This is a genomic window from Leucobacter sp. M11 (genome assembly GCF_035726885.1).
Classification (GTDB): Bacteria; Actinomycetota; Actinomycetes; order Actinomycetales; family Microbacteriaceae; genus JAPFRB01.
Genome location: NZ_JAPFRB010000004.1, coordinates 608,872 through 611,671, shown reverse-complemented (window position 1 = coordinate 611,671; position 2,800 = coordinate 608,872). Strand labels below are relative to the sequence as shown.

Annotated in this window: 1 protein-coding gene; it reads right to left on the bottom strand. The window is 75.0% G+C overall.

The genetic code is table 11. The annotated features are described in order from the left end of the window. Positions 1-225: 225 nt before the first annotated feature. Positions 226-2,800: ATP-dependent DNA helicase (locus OOT08_RS15085; RefSeq protein ID WP_325093613.1), on the bottom strand; the 2,575-nt coding region annotated here is incomplete at its 5' end.

Here is a 2,800-nt window from a genome sequence, read left to right as displayed (position 1 = left end):
ATGAGTCCCCCTACCCCGAGGACGAGCAGCTGCTCTTCCCCGAGACCGACTTCATCGAGCCGCTTCCCGAGGATTTGCTCCCGGGCACCGACCGCACCTCGGCCTTCGCCGACGACACCTTCGGCACGGCCCCCGAGCAGCCCCGCTCCCCCCGGAGCGAGCCGGACGGCTCCCGCTAAGCAGCTCCGGCCGAGGCGTCCCGCCGCTGGGCGGTGCCTGCCCGCGCTATCCGGACGTGGCCGCGAGCCAGCGCCGCTCCAGCTCCGCGATGGGGAGCGGGGCCTCGTTCGTCAGTTCGAGATCCTCGGCAACGTAGAAGAGGCTGACGCGCACGCGCTCGGGCGGGATGCCCCGCCAGGTGGCGAAGGCGTGCCGGTACAGGTCGAGCTGGAGGAAGCGATCCCGCCGCTCGGCCTCGGTGCGCGGAGCGCGGCCCGCCTTCCAGTCCACGATCTCGTAGCTCGGCTCGCGGTCGGCGTCCGCCGGGGCACCCGGCGTCGACGCGGTATCCCGGTACACCGCGTCGATCTTGCACACGAGCCGGGTCCCGGCGAAGGGCACCGAGACCTCCAGTTCGACGAGCTCCGGCTGGCGGCTCGCCCAGCGCGAGCGCTCGAAGGTCGCGATGAGCGGCGCGAGCTCGGCGCGCAGGTCCACGGGGGTGAGCGCATCCGCCGCGGCGGCCTCGAAGAGTTCCGAGGGGTCGGGCTCGGCGGCCTCGGCGACGGGCTCCTCGCCCGCGACCTGGCCCGGAGCGCCGTCGAGCGAACCGTCCGCGGAGCCCGGCCCCGCGCCGAGGCTGTCCCAGTCGAAATCCGCCAGCTCCAGTTCGAGGCGGGTGCCGAGCGCGGTCGCGGAGCGCCGCTCCACCCACTCGTGGAAGGCGTTGCCGACCCGGGTCTGGCGGAACGGCTGCTGCGGCATCGGCCGCAGGGCCCGCCGTGCCGCGAGCCGCGGGTCGGCGACCACGTCGTGGAAGGCGGAGGCGTTAACCCGGGCCCCGGCGAGCGGGGTCTCCGGCACCCGGCCCGCGGAACGCTCCGCGAGGAGCAGGCGCACGGTCGGGTCGAGGTCCGCGGGGGCCGCGTCCGCGGCCACCCGCGCCTCGACCCCGGCGCGGACCCGCGCCGCGGCGGCCAGCACGGCCTCGCGCCGAGCGCCCAGCGGGTCAAGCGGCCAGAGCAGGGTGCGCTCCGCGCCGAGCAGGGGGTTCTCCTCGACGGCGCTCTCGGCGGGCAGCTCGGGGATCAGCCCGGCCTCCGCGAGCTCCGTCAGGTATTCGGAGGGGCCGCGAGGGCGCGTCTGCCCGCCCCAGAAGGAGCCGGTCAGCAGCAGTTCCGAGCGGGCGCGGGTGAGCGCGACGTAGCCCAGGCGGCGCTCCTCGTCCGCGTGCCGGGCCTTGACCTCTGCGGAGTAGGCCTCGACGGCCTCCTTAAACTCCTGCTGGGTGGCGCAGAGCCGCCAGTCGAGCACCGGGCGAGAGGCCGCGTCCCCGCGGAGCGCGTCGGGGAGGACACCGGTGCGCAACCAGCCCTTCGCCTCCTTGCTCGGGCCGGGGAACTCGGCGCTGACGAGCCGCGGCACCGCGACGAGGTCCCATTCGAGCCCCTTCGAGCCGTGGGCGGTGATGAGCTGCACGGAGTTCGGGTCGGGCGCGGCCAGCTGCTCGGCGTGCTCGTCCTCGACCGTGGCGCGCTCCACCCAGGCGAGCAGGCTCGCAAGCGAGCCCGCGTCGTCCACGCGCAGGAAGTCCTCGACGATCTCGTGGAAGGCGTCGAGATTGCCGCGCGCCCGCGCGTCCCCGGCGTCCGGGGCGCGCTCGTTCGCCATGACCTCGATGTCGAGCCGGAGCGCCGTCTCGGTGGCCCGCACCAGTTCGGCGACGCCGTGTCCGACCCGGGCTCGCAGGCCGGAGAGCACCGAGGCCGCCTCCCGCAGCCGGGCCAGGCCGGGCTCGGTGAACTTCTGCGCGATCAGGTGCCCCTCGGGCAGGCGGGCGATCTCGTCCAGCGCGTCGAGCAGGGTCACCTGGCGATCGGGGTCGGGCAGCGCGCGGTCCTCCCCCCGCTCCCCCTCCGCGAGGAGGCGATGCGAGCCGTCCCGCTCGGCGAACCAGGAGGCGGCGCTCTTCAGCGCGCGCAGGTCAAGCACCCCCACGCCGAAGCGCGGCCCCGTCAGCAGCCGGATCAGCTCGCTCCCCGCGTCCGCAAACCAGAGGCAGCGCAGCGCGGCCACGAGGTCGGTGATCTCCGGCGTGCTCAGCAGGCCGCCGAGCCCGATGATTCGGTTGGGCACCCCCCGCTCGTCCAGGGCCTGGGAGAAGCGCGCCATGTGCCCGCGGTTGCGGAAGATCAGCGCCGAGGTGGGCAGCTCGCCCCGCTCGGCGAGGTGGCCGGCGCGGCGCTCGGCAAACCACTCGGCGACCGCGCGGGTCTCCTCGTGCAGGGTTTCCGGGAAGCGGGTCTCGACGGAGCCCCGCGGCGCGGCGGGACGGGGCAGCAGCTTCGCGACGGGCACCGCCGATTCCGCCCGCAGCGGGGCGGCGACCACGTTCGCGGCGTCGAGGACGACGCTGGCGTTGCGCCAGCTCACGGACAGGCTCAGGGTGTTGCTCCGCCCCGCTTCGCCGCGCGCCCGGAACTCGCGCGGGAAGGTCGTGAGGTTCTCGGAGCTCGCCCCGCGCCAGCCGTAGATGGACTGGTGCGGGTCGCCGACCGCCATGACCGAGTTCCCCGCGAAGAGCTCGGCGAGCAGCCGGGTCTGGCCGACGGAGGTGTCCTGGTACTCGTCGAGGAGCACG